This window comes from Mesorhizobium wenxiniae (assembly GCF_002284535.1).
GTDB classification, from domain to species: domain Bacteria; phylum Pseudomonadota; class Alphaproteobacteria; order Rhizobiales; family Rhizobiaceae; genus Mesorhizobium; species Mesorhizobium wenxiniae.
In genome coordinates this window covers 117311-142525 of the sequence record NZ_NPKH01000035.1, presented here as the reverse complement: position 1 = coordinate 142525, position 25215 = coordinate 117311, and the positions used below count along the sequence as shown (strand labels likewise).

Sequence of the window (25215 nt, the reverse complement as noted above, 5' to 3'; positions counted from 1 at the left end):
GGGAAGTGGTCCTCTGAAATATATTTATGGATATATTATTTATTCTCCGCCTACCTTTAGCCCCCTATCTGAGATATTTTAGTATCGGAAGTGACAACGCGAGGTTGCTTTTTCAGCCTCTCGTACCGGCACCATTTAAAAGATAAAAAGCGCAGCGCGGATGCGCAGGAATATCATCCCGCCAAAGCCGCGGGCCAGATAATCAGCCAACCTTGGCGAGCTGGGAGCACCCCGAGCTTCCGTAATTGGTTGAAGCACTCGCCGGACCGAGGGCCGGCGTCCAATGTTAGTAGCCCCTTTCGCGAACACTCCGGCTAGTGGGTTTGTGTCAGAATGACCTCTCCCGGGATCGTATTCTGAGCGCTCAGTGAGGATGTATCTCGTTGTAGTCATCCCACCGGGCGATCTGGCGGAGAACCATGGGTGATCATGCAAGGAGTGATGCGAACGCAATCACGCTGAAGGTTTTGACCCAGGCTTCCGACACGTCGCTGGAGTGGGGCGCTTCACGGGCGTGGAGCAAGTAACGCGGTCAGCGCAGAGGCGAAGGCGCGTGTTCCTTGCCGGTGTAGGGGTGCCATTTTCCGACAGGTCTCGATCGGATGAGGCACCCTCGTCGATCCGAAGCGTGTCTTGACCGCCTCCAGCATCATATCGCACGGGACCCGCAGCCCTCCTGCGACGGCCCAAGCCGAATGGCTCAGCTACTCGGCTGATGTCGGCGAAAATCGCTCACCAATACTTCTTTGTAAACGTGAAGTTTGCCAGCTGTCTCCTGCTCATATTTTGCAAAGCGCGCGACACTGCGCGCTGTTCTACATCAAGGTGGTTAGTCAATGCGGATGCCACTGCGCTCGTAGTCTTGCCGAGCTGAGGCATTGCGTCAGTTAGCCTTGCAAGACTGGTTCGAAAAGCCGGGGAAAGCTCAGACGCGGTTATTTCCATGCGAAGGGCATGAGAGCAGAAACAGAACTTGTCGATGATATGGCAGATTTCGCAATTACATGCCCCCAGAGCTATGTCAGTGAATATTTCTTCCGCTCGAAGAGCGAGCTCCGTTGGAGATAACTCACCAGAGGGGGCGGTTCGGTCGAGAGGGTGAGTCCGTGTACGAGTTAGGGCGAAGGTAAGTGTTTCGCGCGCCACCACATACGAGTCCAATAGAACCCACTCGACCAGAGGTCTCGTAAAGTAGCCCCTTTGAGGAAAGGACACGATCTTCCCTTCCGCTGCAAGTCGGATAAGTGCTTCGCGTATAGGAGTCCGGCCGATGTTGAGGTCGGACGCTAGCTCTTTATCGCTGAGATGCTGCCCCGGCATGTGGGATTTGCTGTAGAGCAATTGAAGTACCGCGTCGTAGGCTGCATCGGCTTTTGCGTTCTTCTTGGCTTCAATAGCCAAACTGGGCATTTCTGTCCGACGACATTGGGCCGCATTTTTGCAGAACCACATCTCTACGCTTCCCCTTTTTTCGACGTCCTTTGAACGTTCGATTAGCAGAATTTGAGTTTCTGCGGCGTGCTATTTCTCGACATCCGGACATGACGCATGCACCGCGCGCCGCCTCAGCTGCATACACCATGCGTATGAGGTGTGACCATGGCCAGCCGCGGCGCTCGGATGCGGAAGCCGGTTGTGTGCGTCAAGTTCTGCAAAAAGGGGCGGCCATGGTGCTGGTCATGCGGCTTGGCGCAGAGTGAGCTTCTTGTGCTCGCGCAGGTCGTCCATGTTGATGTAGCGGTTGGCCTCCATCCAGTTTTCGTTGGTTTCGACGGCCAGCGCCCTGACGAGGCGTAGGCAGCTCTGTGAGTTTGGAAAGATGCGCACGATATAGGTGCGGCGCCGGATTTCCTCGTTGAGCCGTTCAAGCATGTTGGTGCTCTTGAGATGCTTGTGGTGCTGGCGTGGCAGACGAAAGAAGGTCAGCGTGTACTCGATGGTCTCCTCCACCCATGTCGTCAGTCGTGGGTAGCGGGCCGACCATTTGGAAAGCCATGCGGCGAGATCGGCCTTGGCCTCGGCGAGATCGCGCCGGTCGTAGAGCCAGCGCAGTTCCTGCAGGCAATCGTCGCCATGCTTTCTCGGCAGGTGATCGAGCGCGTTCCTGAGGAAGTGCACGTAGCAGCGCTGCCATGCCGCTTCCGGGATCACCTCGCCGATCGCCGCGACCAGGCCGGCATGATCGTCTGACACGACCAGCTCGACGCCCTTGAGGCCGCGCGCCTTCAAGCCAACGAGAAAGTCCCTCCAGGCCGAGCGGCTCTCACGATTGGCCATCTCCACGGCCAGGATCTGACGCCGGCCGTCCCAGTCTATGCCGACAGCGATCAGCACCGCCTGGCTCATGACGATGCCGGCCTCGCGCACCTTCTCGTAGCGAGCATCGAGGATGAGGTAGGCAAAAGGCTCTTGAAGCGGGCGCTCGGCAAACGCTTTCAGGCTCTCGTCCAGGCGTTTGTTGATGGCCGAGATGGACGAGGCCGAGAAGGCATGGCCGCACAGCTCTTCCGTTATCGCCTTGACCTTGCGGGTCGACACGCCCTGCACATACATCTCCGCAAGCGTGGCCACCAAGGCCCGCTCCGAACGCTGGTAACGCTCGAAAAGCTCGGTGGAGAAGCGGCCGGCCCGGTCCTGCGGAACTCGCAGCTCAAGCTTGCCGACACGGGTGACAAGAGTGCGGCCATAATAACCCGAGCGATAGCCGAGCCGCTCCGGTGTGCGCTCGCCTTTCGAAGCACCCAGAGCCTCGTCCATCTCGGCCTCGAGCACCTCCTGCATCACCGCCCGGATCACTTCGTGCAGACCTTGCGGGTCCGAAAGCAGAATGTCTTTGACGGCGGCGCTGGCGGTCTTACTTTCAGTCTTGGGTCATGGTGGCGTTCCTTCGCGGGAATCAGGTGACGTTGAACATCACCAGCCTGCCATGACCGCCCCCTCTCAGCGAATTTGCAGAACTCTCAGCACACTACCGGGAAGCCTCAGAGGACCGGACGCGGAAAGATCTAGGAGGCGTTAGGCGCTCGACGCACCTGAGCTGCGCGCAAACCATTTCCTGCGCTCGTCGCTTCGCCACGCTAGACTAGCGGACTGCGCAACCCTGACCAGTTCCGCCCGGCGAGCGCTTACCACGGGGGCTTTGACCCACTCTCGGTGACATTTCTTTACAGCGCCGACTAACGGCCCTTAGCAGATCCAACTTGCCGCGGCCGTACATCTGTCGTTTCACCAGTTTGCGCTTGGCCCTCGCTTTGTTCGTAGACCATACTTCGGTGGTCGCCGCACGACGGCCGTCGTCACTAACGGAGCGACCGTTCTGACGGAACTTCCCGGGGTGGCATCTCTTGTCATTGCCCTCGGAGAGGCCCGGCTCCGACTAAAACTACACTTGGCGATCTGAAGAGCGAAAGGAAGGCTTCGCTGAAGGCGGTGTTGGCACCAACAGAGATCTTACCAAGCGTTCGCACAGCTATGCTTTGGTTCGCGAGGCATTGGGATTTCTGTGCCCCTTCAGACACTCGGCGATGCACTCACTCAGAAGAGCCATTGAAGGCATAAGCGTTGCCGGTCCAGGTTCGGCCAGGGCCCGCGCCGGAGCTGAGTAGGAGCACCTCATGCGCCACCCCAGAGACTGGCGATTTGTCACGCGTCGTTATTGCAAGCGTATGCGCTCCTCGGTCGCGGCCAGTTCTGAGAAAGGCGACGGCCTCTCGCTCATATCTTTCATAGGAGATGCCGATAGCATAAGCCGAAGCGTCCAGCCCATGAGCCAGACCGCGAGCGATGTTCACAATCCGGGGTCCCCAGCCAGATCAGGCGGCTGTGACAGTAGCTCTGCGCAGATTGCGGAGACGCCCATACCAAGAGCTTCGACACGCGTAGCACTCTGTAGTCGCTCCGTCAGGCGCTCGATCTGGGCGTAGTCGAGAAGGCGAGCTGAGGCCTCAACCGAATGTAGGAAGGCCGCGCTCAGGTTCGCAATTTCCGGTCTTACATGCGAGTTCAGTGGCGAGGTGCTGTGTCAGTCGCCGGGCTTTATCGCGCTCAATCTCCCCGGTAACGCCACCCTGAACTCGCGAAACCCAGAGAGGCCAAGAGTACGGCAAAAACGCAAAACCGACGCTTCTCCGCTGTTTGTTTGACTTACGAGTTTGGAGATAGATAAGTCCCCAAGAAGCTCGGGGTTTTAGGCAACAAAATGCGCGATTCTGGATTGTGAGCTAGGCCCGCTGGCGACCAGACCGCATACCGGATCCCGCACCAAGCTTGATGACCTGTCCGCCATTGCACTGCCCGCCGGGGTATGGTGTTCCGGATGCAGGCGCGGGCGGACCGTCCACGCCGCTGCCCTCTTTCTACATTGGGCAAAGCAAACCTTTAAGTTCCGCCAAGTTCAGCAACAATGCCTCCGGCTCAAAGGTCCGGAGGTCATTCCTCAGTCGACTCGTATGGTGGCGGGCGCCCCCGAATGCGCAGTAGCGCATATTTGCATTTCGCGCGGCACTAAGACCGATGACGCTGTCCTCAATGACAAGGCACTCTCTGGCAGACACGCCCATGATTTCCGCCGCCAATAGCAGCACAGAAGGGTCAGGCTTCCGGACACCGATGTCATCGGAGGAGAAGAACCGTGAGCCTACAAGCCCCAAGAGATTGGCGGCTCTCATGCGGTGGATGAGTTCGAAACGAGATGTGTTCGATGCGACACAAAAGGGAATGGAAAGCCACTGGAGCAGTTCAACCGCGCCAGGTGTCGCCGACAGGATCCCAGAGGCGGCCAGCTGGATCTCAGCCGCGGCCGTTTCCATGAAGTTCTTCGGCAGGCTTACACCGACAAGTCTTTCCAGATGCCGTTGTTGATCGTCTCGCTCAACGCCGGAGAGCGTTGCCGTTATTTCATCTGGATGCACCTGGAAACCTTCCGCGGCAAGTTTTGCCGAAATCACCTCCGATGCTACGATTTCCGTCTCCGCAAGGGTGCCGTCAAAATCGAAGATGATCAGTCGAGGCCGCGACCGATCGGACGTTTTGATCGATGGTGAAGCCATCATTTCGGATCACCGGGACGAATGACAGGCAGCTGATCAAGTCCCTCGTGACGATGGACAACGACATCCGATCCGTCCAACATGACGACATCGTATGATGGCGCAGCCGCCACAAATATGGGCTTGCCATATTGTTCCCAGTCCAGAACGATATGCTGCGCCGTGCCACGGCTGGCAGTAAACGATATGCCCGACAAACTGCCTGCTGCAGCAACATGCCGGTGACCAAAGAGCATGTGGCGGACCGATGCGTTTTTCCGAAGGATGGAAAGGAGCCGATCGGACTCCTTCATATCGCTCGTCTTAAAACAAGGCACATGCAAATCCGCCGGCGTATGGTGCATAGCAACCACGACTGGTCGGCCGGCGGCACGGAAAAGCTGGTCCTGCAGCCATTCAAACCGGCCACCGTCAAGACAACCGAAATGGCTGATGTCGTCCTTTGTGTCGAGCAAGACGACGAGCCAGTCGTGCAAGTCGACAGCCGCCTGAACGAATCCTTCCCCGCCGAATACGCCTCGAAATGCGCCGCGGTCATCGTGGTTGCCGATCGTCAAATGGACCGGGAGCCGGACCTCCGACAAGATCTCGCGCAAGAGTGCGTAAGCGGCTGGATCGCCTGTATCAGCAAGATCGCCAGTAATAAGGATGAGCTTGGCATCTGCGTGTACGCGCGAGACATGGTCCAAGGTGTCGCGCAATCTCTGCGCCGGATCGATGCCGTAAAGCGTCTTGCCAGGGGCAACAAAATGAGGATCCGTGATATGAATGATTTTCTGCATTGCTCCACACTCAGATTGGGCCCGACCCTGGGAGGAAGTGGGACAAGAGACCGCTGCTGCGTCAGGCCACTTGATTGTCGTCGTTGTGGTGACCATCTATTCCAGGCGTCTGACAGCGAACCGTGAGCAGTGAGGGGTCGACCCTCTCTGCCGCCCGGATCGAGGTGTTCGATTCCAAGCAAACAGTTGACCGACGAACGGCCAATAAATGTCGCGAGTTGTAAATGCTCGGGCCGCATAAGGGACCTCGGTCGCTATCGCTTTCGGTTGATCATGAAGTAACTCGTCCATCATCGAAACGGTGCCACGGGCCTGTGCTTCGAGCTCCGGTGAGTTCCCCCACGCAGACACGAATGCTCCTTCTTGACCCTCAATTGTAATTTGTGAGCAGCTCGGTCGAACACCGTTGAGTGTCGCTTGCGCGCGCCCGCCCCATGCCGCATCCGCCTGTCAGACTTCGCCGATATCGAATGCAAGGGAGCTTTGTTCGGATTTATGTCAAGTGGACGGAATCGCCGGGACAGTCGGTATAGGAAGACATTTTTGTGGGGTTGAGTGGATGGGAAGCTGCTGCAGTTCACCTTACGGCACCTGCTGCCACCGGGTCCGCCTCCTGCCATTTTGTATTGGGCTGGACTTCGCTCGTCATCAGCAGGACGCTAAGTTCTTCGGCTGATCGCGCGACCACCGCAGCGCCGGCTGACAGCAATCGTTGACCGTGGTCGTCGTGGCAGTGGCCGCCCGCGGTGAAACCGATCACCATCATCCCCGCGGCCACACCGGCTCGAACGCCTGCAATGCTGTCCTCGACAACGACGCAGCGCGCTGCCTTAGTGCCCATCTGGGCGGCAGCGAACAGGAAGAGGTCCGGTGCAGGCTTACCGGCCTTTACCATGGCGGAGCTGAACACGTGGGGATGGAAGTATGCCCAAAGTTCCGTCAGTTCAAGACCAAGCCGCAGCTTGTCGGGGGCGCTGCTCGATGCGACGCAGCGCGGCAATCGCAACTGATGCAGGAGTTGGTCAATGCCGCTGATCGCTTGCAGTTCCGTCTGGTAGCTTTCCTTTATCCGGGATTGCACGATGACGTCGAAGTCGCTGGGTAGAGGGCGGCCCCAGTCTTCTTCGATCATTTTCCGCATGGTGGCTGAGGAAAGGCCGGTAAACCGCAGAATCACATCAGAATACGACATGGGATAGCCAATGCGGGTAAGTTCTTCGGCATCGATTCGACTTGCCAGCGTCTCGCTATCGATCAGAACGCCGTCGCAATCGAAGATGACCAGTTCATAAGAGGCCTGTTGATTCATTGCATGCCCTCGGGAACCCAACCTTCTGCGGAGACCTCGACCACATGTCGGTCGCTAACTTCGAAGCGATGCACCAGGACCCCATCAACGTCGATTATCGCGATGTCAAAAGCGGGCGCATCCTCGACGAAGTCCGCGTCTCTCCGCGTGAAATGTGGAATGATCTGATGCGCCACGCCGCGGTTTGCACTGAAAGGGATGCCGCTCCAGGTGCCGCCAACATCGACATGCACATGGCCGTGGAAAATGTGCCGCACATTGCCGGCGCTGACAATCGCCTGCATGATCGGGCGCCAATTCTCGGTGCTCCAGGGTTCGAAATGCGGCAGGCCGATCGGCTGCAGCGGATGATGGACGAAGAGGTAGGCCCGCACATCCGACGCCTCGGCCACCCGGGCCAGCAGCCACTCGAGCCGACCATCGTCCAAGGAGCCATGACCGAAACCTTCCACCAATGTGTCGAGAAAAATGAGGCGCCCGGCAGATCCGTCGTGAACCGACTGGATAAAGCCGTTCTCATCGCGCGGCTCTCCAGGAAACGCCCGAACAAAATTCTCGCGGCTGTCGTGATTGCCGAGCAGAAGGCGGGCGGGCACGCGCAGTTCCTGCAGCACCTCGCGAAGTAGGACATAGGAAGCGAAATCTCCCTCGTCAGTGAGATCGCCAGTCACGACGCAAAGCTCGGCGTCGGCGTGATCGCGGTTGATGCGCTCAATGGTCTTGCGAAGCCGTTGGGCAGGATCGAAGCCGAAGAGCATGGCGCCTAACGGCACAAGATGGGGGTCGGTCAGATGAATGAGTTTCATGGATAATCCCGAAAAAGGGAGGGATGCCGCACAGGAGCGTGCAGCGTCTCGGACGAGGCGATCAGTTCGTTTTCGGCAGGAGTGCGCGAACCTCGGACACCATGTCTGCGAGAGCGGCTTCCGGTTCCTTGGATCCAAGCGCAATAGCCGTCATCTCGTCGCGGAGGACCTCCCCGATCTGCACGCCGTTATCACCAGGCCAGGAGAACCACGGGCGGGCGCGGGGCGTCTGAAGCACGCTGGTGTACCAGTTCGGGTGCTTATCGTAGAAGCCGGCGAGATGATCCTTGTCGAGGGCAAGCGTGTTGGTCGGCATATAACCAGTATTCGGCACGACAATGCTCTGGCCTTCAGGACTTGTGGTGAACTTGACGTAGTCCCAGGCGGCGGCGCGCTTGGCGGGATCGTCGGTAAGGATTATCGCAACCATGCCGCCCGTCGGCATCGTCGCATCTTCAGCGCCGAGCGGCTGCTTGGCTGTGCGGAGCTTGAACCGATCTCCAATTTCACCTTCGAAACCGCTCACACTGCCGGCAGAGGCGAAGAAGAAGCCGAGCTTGCCAGAGGTGAAGAGCTGCCGGGCGGCATGGGAGTCGATCGCCGGCTGAGCGCCGTCGGTGTGGAACCGCTTGAACAGCTTGACGGCAGCCTGGCCTGCAGGACCGTCAAAAGCGATGTCGCTCTCCTTGTCGTTCATCATCTGGCCGCCGAAGTTGCGTACCAGGTTCTGCGTGGCCCAGTCGTCCGAGCCGAGCTGGTAATACATGCCGGACGTTCCATTGCCGAGCGCACCGACCTTGCCGGCCAGTGCGACGAAGCTGTCCCAATCGGTCGGAACCTTGTCGGGGTCGCCGCCCGCCTGCTTCACGAGATCGGCATTGTAATAAACGACCGGCGTCGACATGGCGAAGGGAAGTCCGTACAGATGGCCCTCGATTCTTGCCAGAGACAGGATTTGTTCCGTGTAGCCCTTATCGGCCAGGTGATCGGCGGCAACGAGATCGTCGATGGGCTTTACGAGCCCGCGCGTGACGAGCGGACGGAGCACGTTAAAGCCGACATAGTGAACGTCCGGCAACTCGCCTGCCATGCTCTGACGAATCAACGTCTGGACAGCTTCGTCATAACTCGGCGCAGCAGCGCGGAAGCTGATCTTGATTTCCGGGTGGTCCGCCATGAAGCGGTCTGCAATCGGCTTGTGGATCACTTCGTGTTCGGGCCAGGCGTAATAGACATTGAGTTTCGTCTCGGCTTGCGCTGGCATGGCTGCCGCTGCGACACCGGCAGCAAGGATCATTGCAACTGTTTTCACATTGCTCTCCTGAGTTTTGAGATGGGGGTTTTTAGAGACGGAGCTAGTGTCGGCCGAGCACCAGACCTCGGATGAAGTGTTTCTGCATGAGAAGGAAAAAAGAGACCAAGGGAGCAGTTACGAGAACGCCCCCCGCCATCAGCGCACCGACATTTCCGGCGCCCTCGCCGGCCTGCCGGAAATAGGCAATGCCGAGCGAAGCCGTCATCATGTCGGGATTGGTTATCACCACCATTGGCCAATAAAGATCGTTCCAATGGGCCACGATAGAGAAGATCGAGAAGGAGACGACGGCCGGCCAAGCTGCTGGCAGCATGATCCGCCAGGCGATCGATAGCTCGCTGAAACCGTCGAGCCGCGCCGCGTCGAGCACCTCATCCGGAAAGGTCACGAAGAACTGCCGGAACAGGAAGATGGCAAACACCGAAATGATCCAGGGCAGAACCAGAGCGGCATAGCTGTCGAGCAGTCCGGATTTTGCGAGGGCTATGTAGATCGGGATGGTTGGTATCTGCACCGGCACCAGAAGGCCGAGCAGGACGCCGACAAGCAGAATAGGGCGGCCCGGGAAGGACAGCTTGGCCAGCGCATAGCCGCATGGGATGGCGATCGCGATCTGCAACACAAGAATTGCCAGACACACGACAAAGCCATTTGCCATGAACCGAAGCAGCGGAATTGCCGAGAGCGCAGTGCCGTAATTGTCGATTGCGCCGTGAAGGGTCGGCGTTGGAAGCAGGCTGCCGTCAAAGATCTCGCTCTGTGGCGTCAGCGAGGCAAGGATCATCCACAGAAACGGAAAGACCATGATGATCGCGCCGGTGACAAGCACAGCATGCGAGACAATGCGGGAAGAGGAAGATTGCCCCAGGATCATCACTGGCCTCCATTTGCTTTCCAGCGCGCCCGACGCTCGGAGACGCGCATCTGGACGAGCGACAGGAAAGTCACGAAGACAAAAAAGGAAACGGAGATCGCAGAAGCATATCCGACGCGGAAGAAGCGGAAACCTTCTTCATAAAAAGTGTAAAGAACGACGGAGGTAGATTTCATCGGCCCTCCCTGTGTGAGGACCGCGACCGTTTCGAAAACCGAAAAGGCGCGGATAATTGTCATCACGGTGACGAACACCGTAACTGGCGCCAGCATCGGCCAGGTGACCAGAAGGAAGCGCTTCAGTCCCCTGTCCGCCCCGTCGATAGTCGCAGCTTCGTAGAGCTCCTCTGGAATGGTCGAAAGGCCAGCCAGGAAAAGGATCATGTTGAAGCCAACCAACTGCCAGACGCCGATCGCCGCGAGCGCATATATGGCCGTCGCCGGGTCGGACAGGAACCTGACGGGCGATGCGCCCAGGAGCTGCAGCAGCGTGTTGGCAAAACCCAGACTTGGATGCAGGATTGCTTCCCACGCGGTCGCGAGAGCAACCAAGCTTGCAGCCACGGGCAGAAAGTAAGCGGTTCGATAGAGAACTGCGAACCGTGATCTAGCGATCAAAACGGCGACGAGCAGCCCCCACCCGATTGCCGTCGGCACGACCACAGCCACATAGAGCGCGGTGTTGCGCAGACTCTGAGCAAAGCCAGGGTCGGTCAACATGCGCGTATAATTAGCAACCCCGATGAATTGGATTCCGGCCAAGCCGAGCGACGCATTCGTGAAGGACAGAAAGAAGACAAGAATGGCGGGCCCGATGACAAGGGCAACAAGCAACAGCGTCGCCGGCACGGACAGAATTATGCCAGCTTGCGCCTGGGCCCGAGCCGGCCGGTACCTGCCTGCAGTGTTCGGAGCTAAGGAACTGAGCGGAATGTCGTTGGCTAAGGCCATGTCAGACTGTCCCGCTGTGATCGCCACGCTGGCGCGAGCCGTTGGAAGGAAAGAACCATGCCCTTTCAGCGTCGATGGTCAGTCCCAGATTGTCGCCGTCACGCAGTGATCGCGCGCGCTCGGCGGAAATGCGGGCGACGAACTGAGCGCCGGCCTCGGCATCGACAAAGACGTGAGCGTCGATCCCTGCGTGCTCAATGCGCGTGACGCGAACCGGCAGGGCTCCTGGATGATCCTTCTCAGCCAGGGTCGCATGCTCGGGGCGGAAGGCCAGCGTTCCGGCCAGCCCGGATCCGAGCGCGTCGCGAATGATGATCCTGCTGCCGCCGATCATGAGCCCGCCGCCTATAGGTGCGGCCACTGCCAGCTCGTTCAGGAATGGCTGCGCCAGGAAGCGCGCTACGTCTAGATCGACGGGTTCGCGATAGAGATCGGCAGGGGCTGCGACCTGACGGAGTTCGCCGCCAAAGATGACTGCGACGCGGTCTGAAAGCGCTGCCGCCTCGGCCTGGTCATGGGTAACGAAGATAGTCGTCGTTTCCATTTCCTTGTGAAGCCGTGCGATCTCGCCACGCGTATGGATGCGCAGCGCTGCGTCCAAGTTTGCCAAGGGTTCGTCCATCAGGAAGATCTTCGGCTTGCGCACCATGGCGCGTCCCAAAGCCACGCGCTGGCGCTGCCCGCCCGACAGCGCCGACGGTCGACGCTCGAGCAGCGCGTCGAGCTTGAGAAGCCCTGATGTCTGCCGGACCCGCTCCTGGATCGAGCGTTTGCGTTGGATGGCTCCGGGCAGCAGCGCGCCAATCACAGGAAGCCGTTCCAAGCTGCTTAGCTCACGCATGACCAGCGGGGCTGCAATGTTGTCGTGCACGCTCAGATGCGGATAAAGGGCGTAGCTCTGGAACACGAAGGCTAGGTCGCGGTCCTTCGGCGCCACCGCGTCCAGCCCCCTGCCTCCTGCACGCACATGGCCCTGGTCGGCACGCTCCAGCCCCGCGATGATCCGAAGAAGCGTTGATTTACCACACCCGGACGGCCCCAGCAGTGTCACAAACTCCCCCGCAGCAACCCTTAGACAGATGCCGCGCAGGACATCAATCGCGCCAAACCGCTTGCCGATGTCGTCGATGTGAAGGTCTAACGCTGCCATTCCGAGTTCCCTTTCGGTGGGCGTTTTCTATCGGTGCTTTATTTCATTTTCGTGACAATATGGAGTTTAATTTCATTTGGCAACCGGTTTATCCATCGCCTTTCCGAGCGCCAGCATGAGGCTTTCGATCACAAAGATCTTGCCGATCGTCGATGTTAGGGTGCCGCCGATCGGGTGGTCTTGAAGGCCGGAGGCCTGCAGGGTGAAGTCAGCCGCTTTCTCGAGCGGGCTGCGGGCGCGGTTGGTGATGGCGACGGTCAGTGCCCCCGCAGAACGGGCGCCCTTGAGGAACTGGACGGTGTCAACCGTGAGGCCGGAGATCGAAAGGCCGATCGCAACGCATCCGGGACTAAGCCCGCTGGCGACTTCGTGAGCCATGTTGGAATTCCTGAACGCAAAGGCCGTTAGCCCGACACGCAAAAGCCGATAGGCAAGCAGTTCTGCCGTTATACCGGACATTCCGGCGCCGTAGAGGTCGATCCGTCTGCTTGCCGCAAGCGCGGCGGCGACCTTCGCGAGAGTTTCGGAATCGGCATTGTTGTGTGCGATGCTGAGGTTTTGCGCCATGGTGTCGTGCAAGGATTGCAGAGCGCTATCCGCAGTTCCAGCAGCAGTAGGAGGCAGTCCCGGGCGGCCAATCTCGGCCGCCAATGCCAGCTTGAAGTCGCGGAAGCCGGAAAAGCCTATCTGCCGGCAAAGCCGCAATATGCTCGCTTCACCACTGGCCGCGAATTCACCTAGCTCCGCGACCGATTGGTGCAGCACCTTTTCCGGGTTTTCCAGAATGTATTTGGCAATGCGAGCGAGCGCATTGGGCAATCGATCAATGTCGTCCTGCAGGCGAGCCAAGATGCTCTCGTGCGATGCCGCTTTCATTGCAGGTGAGTTGACGCTCATTTCCACAATCCTCACCCCTTATGAATGAAGGAAAGAGCAGCGAGATACCATAAATTATCGAACAATTTCTGGACAATCGACCGAGGGCGGCCCCAAGGTCGCGAGAACAATGCCTCGCTCGCGACCTTCCTGGCGTCGGTCCGCCAAGGTCAATAGTCCTCAATTCTCTCCGGGCCGGATCCACTTCTAAGCATCATTGCGGAAAAGCTGCGGCCTAATAGGTCGTATTTCAACCCCCTGTGATGGTGGCTATCCCATACGTCATAATGCTCATTGGGGTCCTCTTTATGATCGAACAGCTCTCCTATTCCAACATCGTGATATACATTTAGTTTGTGACGTCCATCATAGTACATCGATGCGCGAGACCCTCGGCTGCCGCGGAACCTGAGGGAGTTGTGATACTCACTGACAACGTATGGCTTATGGCAATCCAATGAAGTGTTCCCAAGCAGCATCTGGTCGAGTGACAGCCCCTGCATGGCCTTTGGGACCTCAAGCCCCGATAACGAGAGCAATGTGGGCGCAATATCGACCAGTTCGACAAGTGCATTCGACACCGATCCTTGGGCTGGGCTGCCAGGCACGGAAATCACAAGTGGGACATGCACCACACCCTCATAGAACCGGCAGCCTTTGTAGAGCAGGCCGTGGTCGCCCATCATATCACCATGATCGCTCATGAAGACGATGATCGTGCGATCCAGCTGGCCGGTTTCCGTCAAAGTGTCTATTATCCGGCCGACCAGATCGTCCACCTGTGCCACCTCGGCGTGATAGGCCGCTCTCATCTCCCAAATATTGAACTTCGTTGGTGGCGCTTCATGCGTAGGTCCTGCCAATTCGTCGTTGTGCGCCTCACCCGCGTCTGTTGCTGCGTGCCAAGGATCCACCGCGAATTTCGCTTGCTGATCGACTCGTTCAAATTTCTTCTGGTGCTCGAGATCAATCGGCTTGAACGCAGGATCAGGCATATCATTTGGATTGAACCGCCTGAGGTAGTCTGGCGGGGGATTGAGGGGCGGATGAGGCGCGTCGATGTTAACGCCTAAATACCAACTACGATCAGAATGCATCTTGATGAAGCGCTCAGCCCGATCGCCTGCCCAACGCGCCTGCCGATATTCTGCGGCTGGTCCCGGACCATAGTGTTGGTCAAGATAGGGTTTGAAGTAGGCTTCGGGATTGACCCCTTTTGACCACATCCACGCATGATAGTCGTGGTTGCCTGACCACTCCGGAAATGGCTCAGGGCTCCAGTAGAACTCGGCAAATCCATCATCGGGGCGCTTTTCTATCATGCCACGTGTGGCAGACAGGTGCAGCTTTCCTATGTGCCCTGTATAGTATCCGGCGTTCGCCATCAGTTTTGGGAGCAAAACGAGATGCGAAGGAAATGTGCCGGCGCCGTTCTGATGCACTTGGTGTGCGATCGGATACAAGCCTGTCAGAAAGCTCGTTCGGCTCGGCGTGCAGATAGGGCTTTGACAATACGCACGGGCGAATGCCGTGCCCCTCGCCGCCAGGCGGTCAATATTGGGAGTCTGCGTGCCTTTGAACCCTAGGCACTGCAAGGTGTCCCAACGCTGCTGATCGCTGCAAATCCAGACTATACTAAAGTTCCTCAACTCTCATCCCACGCGCTATGAAGGTTCAGTTCGCGCGCGCACCGGCGCGCAAAACCGCGCCGGTGGCGACGTGTAACGGCTATTTCAGGTATCCAGCGCGCTTCACGATTTCGACCGCATCACCTTGAGCATCGTCCAAGGCAGCCTCTGGGCTCTTGCTCCTGACAACCGCTTCTTGCAGGGCACGGCCAAGGCGATCGCCGATCTCCTTGAATTCTGGAATGCGAGGATAATACCACTCGGGCGCCCCGCGAAGCGTTTCTGCATACGTTGCCGCAAACGATCCATGGCCATAATCATAGTCATGTTTCGCACGGATTTCCGGATCGTCCCACAGCGATGTCCTGGTGATGGCGACAAAGGTGCTGTCGAGCGAAATCCGCTTCATGAGATCTTTACTCGTCGCCCATTGAAGGAAGGCCGCTGCAGCTGCCTTGTTTTCTGATGCAGCTGGAATGACATACGCCTGTCCCGCAAAGGGCGGGAACCTCCCACTTACGCCGCCAGGGGGCAAAGCAAACCCAAGCTTGCCGACGACCTTCGACAGCTTGGGATCGAGAATGCGACCTGCGGTGGGAGCGCCTTCGACAGTCATAGCAATGCGGCCCTGCTGCATCGCGATGACAACATCATCGAAGGTTGCTGAGATGCTCCCAGGCACAGTGAAATTGGTCATCACATCCGTGTACCATTTCAGCGCCTCCACCGCAGCGGGCGAATTTACCGTGGGCGTCAGATCCGCTGGTTCGTTCGCAAAATATTTACCGCCAAAACCATAAAGAACCTGGCCCCAAAACCATATATTCTCGCCAGTATCCGGTTGACCCCGTAGCGCCGTGCACTGAATGTCTGCCTTTCTCAGCAGATCACAATCATTACGGAACTCTTCCCACGTTTGCGGTGGCTGTTTGATTCCGGCTTTCTCGAACAAGTCGGCACGATAATACAGGAGCTGTGTCGCCGCGAAATGCGGAAATGCCAGCTGTTTGCCGTCCTTATTGTAGAGGCGCAGCACGGGAGCGATGAAATCCTGTACGTCCGCACTCTTCATGTCTATGTAATTATCGAGCGGCTCCAGGATATCGCCAGATGCGTATCGCCCGAACTCCTCGCTCCCTAAATATACCACGTCGTAACTATCTGAACGCGTTAGGAGCTCGACCGACACTTTTTGAACGGTCGGCGCATAACCGAAGAGATCAAACTGCACTTCAGCGCCAGTCTTCTCTGTGAATTCGTGCGGGAATTTTTTGAGCTCCAAATCGTATGCCGAGTTTGTCGATAGGACCTTTATTTTCACGCCGTCATAGCGCTGCTGAGCCGACGCTCCGCCGCCGACGGCAACACCTAATGCAACAGCAAGAATTCCAAGACATCTCATTGCTTTTCTCCTTGAGCTAGCGTTTCACCCTTTCACGGAACCGGTCGTTGTTGGGCCGGCGACGTATTTTTTTTACGAACGGCACGAACACCACGATCGGGACCAGCATAAGCACGCATGCGGCTGCCGCCTTGCCCCAATCGGTCCCCTCAAATGGGATGAAATTCAGTATTGCGACGGCGGCAGTTTTCGCGTCATCGCGTGTCAGTGTCAGCGCGAAAAGAAACTCATTCCACGAACCAATAAATATCAGTATTGCTGTTGCAATGATACCAGATTTGGCGATGGGTATCGAGATGAGCGTCATCGTCTGCAGCGTTGACGCGCCGTCTATCATCGCGGCTTCTTCAATTTCACGCGGCACTTGGTCAAAAAACGCCGACAAATACCATATCGCAAGCGGAACCGCGAACATTGTGTTGACGATGATCAGCGCAATCTTCGTGTCGACGAGGTGTACTTGGCGAAAAAAGAGAAAGTAGGGGATGATGTAGATCATCGCTGGCGCCGCCCGGAGTGCCAACACCAGCGTCAATAGCCTTCGCATCGCAGTTTTCTGCAAATGAGAGATGCCAAAGGCTGCCGGGATCGAAAGCGCCATGGTCAATATGATGGTGCTGCATGAGACCACAATTGAATTGATGAGCGCGGAAGAGAAGTCCTTGTCAGCGATTATCGCGGTATAGTGCTGAGCGGATGGCTCCCTCACGATCACGGGCGGCCATTGAAACATCTCGGTCGGCTGCTTGAGAGATGTCGATAGGGTCCACAATATCGGCGAGAACAGGAATAGCGCAAAGGCAGCGGAGACAAGGTATCCGTAGATGCGACGTCCGAGGTCCCGACGCATGGGCTCACCTCCCAACGCGAGGGGCCGAGATTTGGCGAGTGGATGATATTCGGAGATGTGACGTCCAAAGTATCGATGCATGGGCTTACCTCCCAACGCGAGTGGCCGAGATTTGGCTAATAGACCAAAAACACACGCCGACGATCGTTGTTGTGAATGCCACGAGAATTGCGGCGGAATAATCTAGATCGAGATATGTAAATGCGGTCAGAAAAGCGTAGAAGTTTAGGGGTTCAGTCGCCCCAGCCGGCCCGCCACCTGTCAACACGAAGATCACGGGGAAAATCCCAAGGACCTCTAAAGCTTGAAACACGGCGACGGCTCCCATCGCAGGTAAGACAAGCGGTATGGAAATATGCCATTGCGCCTGGGCCCAACTTGCTCCGTCGAGGTTTGCCGCCTCATAAATCTCGTCTGGGATCGAGTCCAAAGACGAGAGAAGCAGCAAAGCAACGATGGGAACGCCAAACCAAATCGATACGATGATCACCGAGATCAGCGCTGACGTTTTGCTTCCAAGTAAGTCAGCTTCGAAATTGTGACCGAACAAGCTTGCGAGATAAGACAAGCCGCCGACACCAGGAATGAGGAACAGCTTCCACACAATTCCGCCTACCGCTGGCGGAACTACGGACGGAAGCAGGAAAGCTGCTCGCATCCACCGTGTGCCAACGAGCTTTTCCTTAAGCGCTATTGCCAACGCTAATCCACACAGTAATTGGAGGACGACGGGGACGACGACCAAAATGAACGTAACCAGCGCGGCGTTGATAAACCGACCGTCGGACAAGAACCGCGCGTAATTGTAAAGCCCGATAAAGCGCGTCTTTTCCGGGAAGGCTATGTTGAAGTCCCCGAACGAGAGGGCAACGACAGCTGCAATCGGGACGAGCGTCGCGAGACATAGGAACCCGATCGCGGGTGTAATGAGCGCCGAAGACACTTTAGGCCGGGAAGATGCCATCGTCCGTTAGTCCTGGAGTTATTTATTCTCGCCCTGAATGGGTCCCCAAGCTGCTGCCAGCAATGCTAAAGCGAGCTTCAGTAAGCAGAGGGCGTCACGATGCAGTGTTCCCCGTGGTGAGCTATTCGCGGCCGTCGACGTGATGAAGTGCCGAGACAATTCCACGGTGTATAGTTTTATTGTAGGGTTACCTTTCCAAGTTTCATACGCCTTTGGAAACAGAATGCTGCGCAGCATTCAATCGGCAGGCGAAGCACGACGCATTCTTGCCCGTCAACGGGCTCGAGACAGCGGGATCACTGCCACTGGCTCGCCATTGCTGTCTTGATCAGGGCCAAGAAGGATGCCCGGAACGTGTCATCTCGTGACGCGCGTGCTCAGACCCGGGGCTCCGATTCATTCACGGTCACCTTTGTGTCATTTTGGCTATAACGAAACTGGGCATCAGTAAGTCCGGCCGCGTCGGACAGTTCTGCGGCTAGCAGCTGAGCGGGCAGGATGTCCACGATTGATCGTCCCACACGGTTCTGCAAAGATGGCACCTTCACAACTGCTAGGTTTTTGGCGTCCTGAGGCGACTCGCTTGCGGTTACCAGAAGAACTGCACAGCCGATTTCAGCCAATTCCTGCGCCAATCGCACTTCGCGGCCGTCACCAAATATCAAAATCCCGGTTGCCTGATCCATCGATTCCATCGGGCCGTGCAAGTAGTGCAGCGTGTCTGCGACGCCGGTGGGCACCCTCGCAGCCTCGCGAATGAGCAAACAAGCCTCGCCCGCCGTACCCAAAGCCGATATCGCGCCAACGCAATCGATCGCCCGCTGGTCATGAAACATTTCTCCAATGCGTGCCATCTTTTTCGCAGAGGTTTCCAAGACCTCGCTTGCTATCAGAGGAATGTCGTTCCAATTGAAGCTGTCTTCACCGCAGAGCGCATCTATCAGCAGCCCGCCTGCCAGCAGCGAGCCTGTGTAGCCGGTGCTCGACGGCAGTGAATCCGGACCGGACTCGAAGCGAAGTGCTGCCGAAGCGGTGCGTGACAGCGGGTCGTTGCCTCCGCTTGTAATCGCGAGGGATGGTAACGTGCTGTGGATGGTGAGTGCAGCGATTGGCTCGATGCTTCTTCCTCCGACAGAAAAGACTATGATCGCGTCGCCAGGGTCCCCCGGCTCCATGAGATCGACTGCGCGCCAAGTATTTGCTCGTCTGCCGCGGCGTTGCAGCTCACCGGCCACTACCCCCGCTGCCTCGTAACTCGCGCCTATTCCTGTAACGACGACAGTCCCCTTTTCAAATGGCGCGAGATCAAGGTCGCGAAGCTGCGTTCCGACCACTTCCAAGGTATGGCGAAACTGATTGGGTTGACGGGCGATCGTTGACCTGTAAATCATTGGATATCCATATGTTGAGAGACAATTGAGGTCTCTGGGCCATCCCCGGCACTGCAAAGTTGCCGCGCCAAGACGCAGGCGCCTAAGACCGGCGGCTTGTCGAGGAAGGTGACCGCCACTGTCGCCCCGAAACGATCGGAAATTTGATGGGAGAACGCATTGGCTAAAAGTGGCTGGGCGAGGATGACCCCTCCGCCTACCACCACGTCTTTGTCGGACACGCCCGCCAACTTCAGGTGGTGAACTAATTGGGTCAGGGCCGCTGCGCCCTCGTCAATAACGCGCTTAGCCAACGACGAGCCTTCATTGGCTGCGTAGAAGATAACGGGTGCGTGTCGCCCCAGAGCCGAGGCACCGCCTTCCTTCGCGATAGCGGTGCCGATGTTCGTGGGGCTATTCAGTCCAAATGCCTCACAAAGCGCTTCGACAAGCGGCTCTGACCTTGCCCCTCCGAGGTCAATGTGCCGTCGCACTGCTCGACCAGCCTCACGTACTAAACCGGGAGCGCTCCCTTCGTCTCCGATTGCCCAGCCCCAACCGCCTGCGACATGCATCCTGCCTTTCTGGTCCCGAGCAACAGCGATTGAGCCAGTTCCCGCGACGACACCAATTCCGCTGGAAAGCCCCATGGCTAGGGGAAATAGCTCTGCATCGTTGACGACCCTCAACGGGCAGGCAAAATGATTAGAAAGTGGTTTTTGCAGGATGGCACACTCGGCCTCAGCATCACATCCATGAGAGCCAATCGCGATGCCGTTGGGAGTGGCGCCATCCGCAAATCCGCTGATTAGCGCGATTAGTCCAGGAATATCGTGGTCATAGGCTCCACAACGCCATTCACTGGTCCTCACCACCAAGTCGCGGCCCATGCCCTGTTCCAGGCAGCTTCTCAAATGCGTTTTGGTGCCTCCGATGTCGACACCAATCGATATAGAACCCATCTCGTCATCTCTGTTCGCATTCGCGCCCAGCGGCCGCGGTCCCAGTCTCTCGCTGAAGGAATACCACTTTTTTTTCGTCTGCGGAAGATGGTTTTTTTCATCATGCGCGACTCTCTCCCCGCGCGGCGATGATGGTCAAATGCCGTGCAAAAAGGCTGGCAGGCGGCTGGGGGCTCTAACGAAAACAATGTTCACGGCTTGGCAATCTGCTGAAAAATTCCTATTGCTTTCACTGCCCGTGTCAATCAAGCCTAGGGAGCTGGAGCTCGGCGACATCAAGGGAATCGTAAATGCAGGAAAAGATCTTGGCGCGCTTGCGTTCGTCTCAGCCCAGCCTCAGTCCGGCGCTCCTTCGCATCAGTGAGTACGTCCTTAACGATCCCGCGAAGGTCGTGAACCAAACTATCACGGAGGTTGCTGACGGATCCGGATCGAGCGAAGCGAGCGTCTTGAGGTTCTGTAGAGACATCAAGTTTTCGAGCTTCCAGCGTTTCAAACTGGCATTGGGGATCGAACTCTCCACTCACCAGACAATCAGACACGCCAGCCCGTCTGGTGACGTCATCGACGACACGTTGTCGACGGCCATCACCGCGCTCAAGCAGACAAAGGACCTGTTGAACCACGCCGCTCTCGAATTGGCGGCAAAACAGATCATACGAGCAAAAAGCATAGATCTGTACGGGTTCGGCGGCTCTGCGAATGTGGCCCGATACGCGCATTACTTGTTTGTTCGATTCGGACTGGTGTCGCGCGTGCTGGACGACCCACATCTCGCCGTCATGAGTGCAGTGAATCTCGGGCCGAAGCAAGTCGCACTGGCAATTTCGGAATCTGGCTCGAGCAAGGATACAATCAACTCACTTATGGCGGCCAAGGCGGCTGGCGCATTTACCATCGCAATCACCTGTCATATACGCAGTCCGATCGCTGCCAACGCGGACGCTGTACTGGGAGCATCCTCAACAGACACGCCCATCACGCGAGGAGCTTTCTCCAGGGTCGCTGGACAATATTTGATCATCGACATCCTCGCCAACATGATCGCTAAAGATGGCAGCAAGTTCCAGGCGGCTATGCAGCGAACCGCAGAAGCCACCATAGATAAAAGCTTTTAGCCGAAACGTTCGCGCAGGTAGTCGTTCAGGAAGCGACCGTCCGGGTCGAAGCGAGCCCTTTGAGAAATAAAATCCCCGTATCTTGGGTACAAGGCTTCGATCTCGGACCGGCCCAGGCTGTGAAGTTTGCCCCAGTGCGGACGACCTTTTACCCAGGAAAAGATTGTCTCGCAATCGCGGATGAAATCCCAGTAGTCCTCTCCTGCTGCGCCGGACACCGATATCATTGCGGTCTTCCGCTCAAAGTATGGACTCAACCAAATATCGTCAGCCGCCACGGTTCTATACTCAACCGGGAATATCTGCGACGGATGCTTCATCTGGATCAGCTTGCGTATTTCACGCAATACCGCCGGACCGTCCTCGTAGGGCACCGAGTATTCGCATTCGTTATGGTTCGGCATCGGAATTGAACCCGGAAATATCCGATAGCTGGGCCCTATTCTCTCGCCGGCCTGTGCTTCGACAGCTGCTGACGGCTGAGTTGTGACGTTCAGCGTTCTGATTTCGCAGACATCAGCTTTACTGCGCGTACGACCAATGCCAGACGTGTCGGGCAGGCTGTATAACGATGCCGAGTGTTCGGTCGGGCACCAGAACACGCGGAGGCTCCGGTTTTCCTGACATAGCTGATCCAAATGATTCATGCATTCTTCAAAATCCTCACGCCATATTTTGTCATGAAGATCAAAAGCAGGAACAAGCTTCATCGTGACGGAAAGCACCACGCCAAGCATTCCGAGACAAACTTTCGCAGCGTTGAGGACATCGATGTCTTGCGAAGCATCGAAATTGGCGATGGATCCATCGCCCATCGCTATCCGCATTCCAATTATCGGGCCCGCTAAGCATTGCAAACTATCGCCGCTGCCATGCGTACCCGTCGATACGGCCCCGCTCATCGTCTGCAGATCGATATCGCCCTGGTTGGGCAATGCCCAACCAGCAGAACGCAGTTCAAGGCCAACGTCACAAATCCGCGTTCCGCCGCGGAGGGTTACGCTGCCGTTGGTTGGGTCGATATTTTCGATCCCTGTTAGACGCTCCGCGGAGATTAGAACTCCGTCCGTGGGGACAATCGGCGTATAAGAGTGCCCCGTACCCACTACGCGGACGCGCAGATTGGTTGAAGCTGCTGTCTTGATCGTTCTGCAGACGTCATCGTCCGAACTTGGCATTTCGAAATGCTTCACCCGACAAACCTGATTGCTCACCCAGTTCCGCCAAATCATGCTAGGGCCGAGTGTCTGCGCTCTGGTCTCTGAAGAAGGCAATGGAGTTCTCCTTGCGTGTGTTTTCTCGCTGCTAGGTGCTGGGGCAGCCGCCTCGGCCCGCCAGAATAGGGTCGTCACGCTGTGCCCAGCGCCGACTCATTTTGGCAGGCATGACGGATATCATCATCGACCTAGATACAAAAGAAGATTATCTCCATTATAACTCGGTGCCCCGGCAGACCGACCATTGGCGCGGGGCAGCGGTGACCGCTGGTGGTCCACACTCGCTTCTCCCGTCGATGCGAACGGAAAATTATCGTTTCAGAGCCTTCACCCCACAAGAGCCGACGACTGGCACCGGCCGGTTGCGTCGGGCCTCACCACGTATTTCGTGCGAGGCTTTCGCCGAAGGACGCGTATGCTGTCTTGTGCACGTCAATCAGCCTGTTGGACAGTTCTGGCTCTTGGCCCGGCGGCCTTGCAGTGCAGGAGCGTTTGGCGAGTCCTGGCCCCAGCTCTTGACCTTGTCCTTGCCCTTGAAGCGCATCATCAGACGCCGCCTCATAGAGCGCGCGCCGCACGTCGACGTCGCCTGCCTTCGAGATGCGGCCCTGAACGTCGATCGAGGTGCCCGACTGCCGGCGTCGCGACCTCAGCCCGAAGTAGGCCGCGACGTCGCGCGAGCGGCGGAACCGCGTGGGATCGTCCATCGCCGTTCATGAACGAAAGCGCCGTCACCGGACCGACGCCGGGGAGGAACGCAGCGCTCGAACCGTCGTGACGCACTCTTCCATCGGACGGACGGAGCATCGAAATCGAGCGCGGTCCGGCTGTCTCATTGTCGGCGCGGCGGCAGGCAGGATAACGTGGTTCAGTCGTTCCTGGTTTGCATCGGTGCTCATCCGCCGGAGCGGATCTCCTTGCTCAGATGGGGTCCGTCAGCGCGCCGGCGCCATGCGTTTTATCTGCCGCCGCACCGCTCATCGATGCGCTCCCAGCAGCTTGCGGTCCTTGACATGGGCGCGCCGCGTGGCATCGGCCTCGCTCGCGGCCGCATCGCCGACGTAAACGTCCATCGCTCCACATGGCGTGTATGATCACCGCCAGCTTGCGCGCCACCGCAACGCAGGCCTTGCGGTGGCAGGAGCGTTTGGCGATGTCCCGGCCCCAGCTCTTGACCTTGTCCCTGCCCTTGAAGCGCGTCATCAGTCCTGACGCCGCCTCGTAGAGCGCGCGCCGCACGTCCGCGTCGCCGGCCTTGGAGATCCGTCCCTGAATGTCGATCGTTGAACCGGACTGCCAGCGCCGCGACGTCAGCCCGAAGTAAGCGGCGACGTCGCGCGAGCGGTGAAAGCGCGTGGGATCGTCGATCGCCGTCATGAAGGAGAGCGCCGTCACCCGACCACGTCGGGAATAGCCATGAAGCGCCGGCACGGCTCGCTGTGCGCGACGATCCTCACGACGAGATCATGCAGCCGGCAGTACTGTCGCCACAGCGCCGCGCGCGCCGTCAGCATGGCGTCCATCAGCTCGGCCGACAACGGATTGTCCGCCACCGCCTGGCGTACCGCGCGTTCGAAGGCGCCACGTCCGACCTTGCCTAAGGCGGATGCCGAACGACTTCAGCGAGTGGCGGATGGCGTTCTCCAGGTCGAGGAACTTCGGCCTTCAGATTGCGCCGGTGCGTCAGCAAAAGGCGCGTCCGGTAGCTCAATGGCTCGACGGACACTCCGACGCCATGCTCGAACATCAAGTCGGCAAGTTGGCGCCCATCGAGCAGAATGACGCGTTGAGACAGGTGCTTCACGAATTCGTGGGCATGTGGGCTGAATGTCGAGGTGGTCACGAAAACACCCTTCGTCGCTCCTAGCCCTACCAGACTGCCGACGAATCCTTGAACATCAGGTCGCCCAATAGCGTTTGCGACAGCATAACGCTTCGCTTGAACATACACCGATCGAGACCGAGCCGATCCTCGTTGATTACGCCATCAACCCCGCCGTCGCCCGAGCGCCCAAGCTGGGCGGCTGCGTTCTTATGCGATCCGCCATAACCCATGGCGACAAGTAGATCGACAATGAGCCGCTCAAAGAAGGCCGGGCTGTTTTGGCCTATCCTGTCCAAAATGTCTGCCCGCAAAGCGGTTAGTACCGCCTGATAGGCACTTTCGATCTGCTCTTCCGGCGTCGCCTCCGTCGCGACGTCGGATGGCGTCTCCCCTGCACTATCATCGGAGCCGTTGCCCTTGTAAAACTTCCTAAACTCTGGGTGTTTCAATAGCAGCTTCACGTCGATGCGGTCAGGGCCGCTGGTGAGCAATGACAGACCTGCTTCGGTGGCAACGAACCGCCCTCGTGCGGGAGAGGCGAGCAGTCCCGCTTTGCTCATGTAGAATTTCGCCCAGTGGATACGGTTGTGTAGCACGTGCTGCTTGCCGCTCGGCAACAGCTGCTCACGCTCTTCAGCGGTGAGACCAAACCGTGCAGCAATCTCGGCCTCGGCTAGTGGGCGGAGGTTTCGTCCTTCGAAGAGACCTCAAGAACCGGGAGCATGAGCGATTGGTAGTCAGGGATCGGCATCGTGCTTTCAGCCTTCGA

The 25215-nt window shown here is 57.8% G+C and carries 18 protein-coding genes and 5 pseudogenes; 1 reads left to right on the top strand and 22 read right to left on the bottom strand.

Annotated elements, in window-relative coordinates; genetic code table 11:
• Positions 1 to 732 precede the first annotated feature (732 nt).
• The 18 genes and pseudogenes from CIT31_RS28030 to CIT31_RS27945 all read right to left on the bottom strand — a co-directional run bounded on the left by CIT31_RS28030 (position 733) and on the right by CIT31_RS27945 (position 20286).
• On the bottom strand, positions 733 to 1452 hold the full coding sequence (locus CIT31_RS28030) for a GntR family transcriptional regulator (protein ID WP_029354792.1): 720 nt from the start codon (positions 1450 to 1452) through the stop codon (positions 733 to 735).
• A gap of 225 nt (positions 1453 to 1677) precedes the next feature.
• A pseudogene (locus tag CIT31_RS28025) lies at positions 1678 to 2868 on the bottom strand (IS256 family transposase); the annotation flags it as partial.
• 1153 nt (positions 2869 to 4021) lie between these two features.
• A pseudogene (locus CIT31_RS36185) lies at positions 4022 to 4171 on the bottom strand (hypothetical protein); the annotation flags it as partial.
• A 184-nt stretch (positions 4172 to 4355) separates the two neighbouring features.
• Positions 4356 to 5051, bottom strand: coding sequence for an HAD family hydrolase (locus tag CIT31_RS28015; RefSeq protein WP_091597848.1), 696 nt, complete (start codon positions 5049 to 5051; stop codon positions 4356 to 4358).
• Complete coding sequence (locus tag CIT31_RS28010; protein WP_029354781.1) at positions 5048 to 5830, bottom strand: metallophosphoesterase; 783 nt, start codon at positions 5828 to 5830, stop codon at positions 5048 to 5050. The genes CIT31_RS28015 and CIT31_RS28010 overlap by 4 nt, the downstream gene beginning before the upstream one ends.
• A gap of 577 nt (positions 5831 to 6407) precedes the next feature.
• Entirely contained in the window at positions 6408 to 7139 is a 732-nt protein-coding gene (locus CIT31_RS28005; RefSeq protein ID WP_051695327.1) for an HAD family hydrolase, read from the bottom strand.
• Complete coding sequence (locus CIT31_RS28000; RefSeq protein WP_091597850.1) at positions 7136 to 7945, bottom strand: phosphodiesterase; 810 nt, start codon at positions 7943 to 7945, stop codon at positions 7136 to 7138. The genes CIT31_RS28005 and CIT31_RS28000 overlap by 4 nt, the downstream gene beginning before the upstream one ends.
• 61 nt (positions 7946 to 8006) lie before the next feature.
• Positions 8007 to 9257, bottom strand: a complete 1251-nt coding sequence (locus tag CIT31_RS27995; RefSeq protein ID WP_029354776.1) for an ABC transporter substrate-binding protein — start codon at positions 9255 to 9257, stop codon at positions 8007 to 8009.
• 43 nt (positions 9258 to 9300) lie between these two features.
• On the bottom strand, positions 9301 to 10134 hold the full coding sequence (locus CIT31_RS27990; protein ID WP_029354774.1) for a carbohydrate ABC transporter permease: 834 nt from the start codon (positions 10132 to 10134) through the stop codon (positions 9301 to 9303).
• Positions 10134 to 11084: a carbohydrate ABC transporter permease gene (locus CIT31_RS27985; protein WP_095521238.1), complete on the bottom strand. Its 951-nt coding sequence runs from the start codon at positions 11082 to 11084 to the stop codon at positions 10134 to 10136. The genes CIT31_RS27990 and CIT31_RS27985 overlap by 1 nt, the downstream gene beginning before the upstream one ends.
• 1 nt (position 11085) lies before the next feature.
• A complete protein-coding gene (locus CIT31_RS27980) occupies positions 11086 to 12234 on the bottom strand; it encodes an ABC transporter ATP-binding protein (RefSeq protein WP_095521237.1) in 1149 nt (382 codons plus the stop codon).
• A gap of 72 nt (positions 12235 to 12306) precedes the next feature.
• A complete protein-coding gene (locus CIT31_RS27975) occupies positions 12307 to 13131 on the bottom strand; it encodes a MurR/RpiR family transcriptional regulator (protein ID WP_051695325.1) in 825 nt (274 codons plus the stop codon).
• A 149-nt stretch (positions 13132 to 13280) separates the two neighbouring features.
• On the bottom strand, positions 13281 to 14759 hold the full coding sequence (locus CIT31_RS27970; protein WP_095521236.1) for a sulfatase family protein: 1479 nt from the start codon (positions 14757 to 14759) through the stop codon (positions 13281 to 13283).
• A 79-nt stretch (positions 14760 to 14838) separates the two neighbouring features.
• The gene (locus CIT31_RS27965) at positions 14839 to 16140 is read right to left on the bottom strand and encodes an ABC transporter substrate-binding protein (RefSeq protein WP_095521235.1); all 1302 of its coding nucleotides are present in this window, start codon (positions 16138 to 16140) and stop codon (positions 14839 to 14841) included.
• A gap of 16 nt (positions 16141 to 16156) precedes the next feature.
• The gene (locus CIT31_RS27960) at positions 16157 to 16990 is read right to left on the bottom strand and encodes a carbohydrate ABC transporter permease (RefSeq protein WP_165778578.1); all 834 of its coding nucleotides are present in this window, start codon (positions 16988 to 16990) and stop codon (positions 16157 to 16159) included.
• 85 nt (positions 16991 to 17075) lie between these two features.
• Complete coding sequence (locus CIT31_RS27955) at positions 17076 to 17954, bottom strand: carbohydrate ABC transporter permease (RefSeq protein WP_095521233.1); 879 nt, start codon at positions 17952 to 17954, stop codon at positions 17076 to 17078.
• 377 nt (positions 17955 to 18331) lie between these two features.
• Positions 18332 to 19345: an SIS domain-containing protein gene (locus CIT31_RS27950; protein ID WP_095521232.1), complete on the bottom strand. Its 1014-nt coding sequence runs from the start codon at positions 19343 to 19345 to the stop codon at positions 18332 to 18334.
• Positions 19342 to 20286: an N-acetylglucosamine kinase gene (locus CIT31_RS27945; RefSeq protein WP_095521231.1), complete on the bottom strand. Its 945-nt coding sequence runs from the start codon at positions 20284 to 20286 to the stop codon at positions 19342 to 19344. Before CIT31_RS27945 ends, CIT31_RS27950 begins: the two co-directional genes overlap by 4 nt.
• 290 nt (positions 20287 to 20576) lie before the next feature.
• On the opposite strand from CIT31_RS27945, the gene CIT31_RS27940 reads away from it, so the two are divergent.
• Positions 20577 to 21404: a MurR/RpiR family transcriptional regulator gene (locus tag CIT31_RS27940; protein WP_029354755.1), complete on the top strand. Its 828-nt coding sequence runs from the start codon at positions 20577 to 20579 to the stop codon at positions 21402 to 21404.
• Here the strand turns inward: CIT31_RS27940 and CIT31_RS27935 are convergent.
• The 4 genes and pseudogenes from CIT31_RS27935 to CIT31_RS27915 form a co-directional block, all read right to left on the bottom strand.
• Entirely contained in the window at positions 21401 to 22618 is a 1218-nt protein-coding gene (locus CIT31_RS27935) for a D-arabinono-1,4-lactone oxidase (protein ID WP_164747223.1), read from the bottom strand. The genes CIT31_RS27940 and CIT31_RS27935 overlap by 4 nt on opposite strands.
• 485 nt (positions 22619 to 23103) lie before the next feature.
• A pseudogene (locus CIT31_RS27930) lies at positions 23104 to 23374 on the bottom strand (transposase); the annotation flags it as partial.
• Positions 23375 to 23598: 224 nt separating this feature from the next.
• Positions 23599 to 24329: pseudogene (locus CIT31_RS35445) on the bottom strand (IS110 family RNA-guided transposase); the annotation flags it as partial.
• A gap of 93 nt (positions 24330 to 24422) precedes the next feature.
• A pseudogene (locus tag CIT31_RS27915) lies at positions 24423 to 25063 on the bottom strand (restriction endonuclease); the annotation flags it as partial.
• Positions 25064 to 25215: the final 152 nt, after the last annotated feature.

Excerpts from the sequence above, each read along its gene's own strand:
- CIT31_RS28000 (WP_091597850.1), bottom strand. The coding sequence starts at position 7,945 with ATGAAACTCATTCATCTGACCGACCCCCATCTTGTGCCGTTAGGCGCC.
- CIT31_RS27965 (WP_095521235.1), bottom strand. The coding sequence starts at position 16,140 with ATGAGATGTCTTGGAATTCTTGCTGTTGCATTAGGTGTTGCCGTCGGC.
- CIT31_RS28005 (WP_051695327.1), bottom strand. The coding sequence starts at position 7,139 with ATGAATCAACAGGCCTCTTATGAACTGGTCATCTTCGATTGCGACGGC.
- CIT31_RS28010 (WP_029354781.1), bottom strand. The coding sequence starts at position 5,830 with ATGCAGAAAATCATTCATATCACGGATCCTCATTTTGTTGCCCCTGGC.
- CIT31_RS28030 (WP_029354792.1), bottom strand. The coding sequence starts at position 1,452 with ATGTGGTTCTGCAAAAATGCGGCCCAATGTCGTCGGACAGAAATGCCC.
- CIT31_RS27950 (WP_095521232.1), bottom strand. The coding sequence starts at position 19,345 with ATGATTTACAGGTCAACGATCGCCCGTCAACCCAATCAGTTTCGCCAT.
- CIT31_RS27955 (WP_095521233.1), bottom strand. The coding sequence starts at position 17,954 with ATGGCATCTTCCCGGCCTAAAGTGTCTTCGGCGCTCATTACACCCGCG.
- CIT31_RS27940 (WP_029354755.1), top strand. The coding sequence starts at position 20,577 with ATGCAGGAAAAGATCTTGGCGCGCTTGCGTTCGTCTCAGCCCAGCCTC.
- CIT31_RS27975 (WP_051695325.1), bottom strand. The coding sequence starts at position 13,131 with ATGAGCGTCAACTCACCTGCAATGAAAGCGGCATCGCACGAGAGCATC.
- CIT31_RS27960 (WP_165778578.1), bottom strand. The coding sequence starts at position 16,990 with ATGCGTCGGGACCTCGGACGTCGCATCTACGGATACCTTGTCTCCGCT.
- CIT31_RS27980 (WP_095521237.1), bottom strand. The coding sequence starts at position 12,234 with ATGGCAGCGTTAGACCTTCACATCGACGACATCGGCAAGCGGTTTGGC.
- CIT31_RS27945 (WP_095521231.1), bottom strand. The coding sequence starts at position 20,286 with ATGGGTTCTATATCGATTGGTGTCGACATCGGAGGCACCAAAACGCAT.
- CIT31_RS28015 (WP_091597848.1), bottom strand. The coding sequence starts at position 5,051 with ATGATGGCTTCACCATCGATCAAAACGTCCGATCGGTCGCGGCCTCGA.
- CIT31_RS27985 (WP_095521238.1), bottom strand. The coding sequence starts at position 11,084 with ATGGCCTTAGCCAACGACATTCCGCTCAGTTCCTTAGCTCCGAACACT.
- CIT31_RS27990 (WP_029354774.1), bottom strand. The coding sequence starts at position 10,134 with ATGATCCTGGGGCAATCTTCCTCTTCCCGCATTGTCTCGCATGCTGTG.